The following is a 423-nucleotide window of genomic DNA, read 5'->3' as shown; positions in this document are numbered from 1 at the left end:
GGTCAGGCGATCAGCAACCGTTTCACTTCTAACATCAACGGTCTGACGCAGGCTTCCCGTAACGCCAACGACGGTATCTCCATTGCGCAGACCACCGAAGGCGCACTGAACGAAGTCAACGACAACCTGCAGAACATCCGTCGTCTGGCTGTGCAGTCTCAGAACGGCACCAACTCAGAATCTGACCGCAAGTCCATCCAGGACGAAATCGACGCGCGTCTGGCTGAAATCAACCGTATCTCTGAACAGACTGAGTTCAACGGCGTGAAAGTCCTGAGCTCAGACCAGACCCTGAACATTCAGGTCGGTTCTAACGACGGTCAGACCATCGAAATCAACCTGAGCAAAATGAACTCCACCACCTTAGGCATGGACGGTTTCGACGCCACTAAAGTCGCCACCAAACTGAGCGTCGGTTCTAAA

Annotated in this window: 1 protein-coding gene; it reads left to right on the top strand. The window is 53.4% G+C overall.

The annotated features are described in order from the left end of the window. The coding region (locus tag ACJY2G_RS25565) for a flagellin N-terminal helical domain-containing protein (RefSeq protein WP_439292388.1) at positions 1–423 on the top strand (423 nt) is incomplete at both ends.

This window comes from Rahnella sp. ATs2, assembly GCF_051851855.1.
In the GTDB taxonomy this organism is placed as follows: domain Bacteria; phylum Pseudomonadota; class Gammaproteobacteria; order Enterobacterales; family Enterobacteriaceae; genus Rahnella; species Rahnella variigena.
Note: the sequence above shows the minus strand (reverse complement) of the source record. Positions and strands in the feature narration are given on the sequence as shown.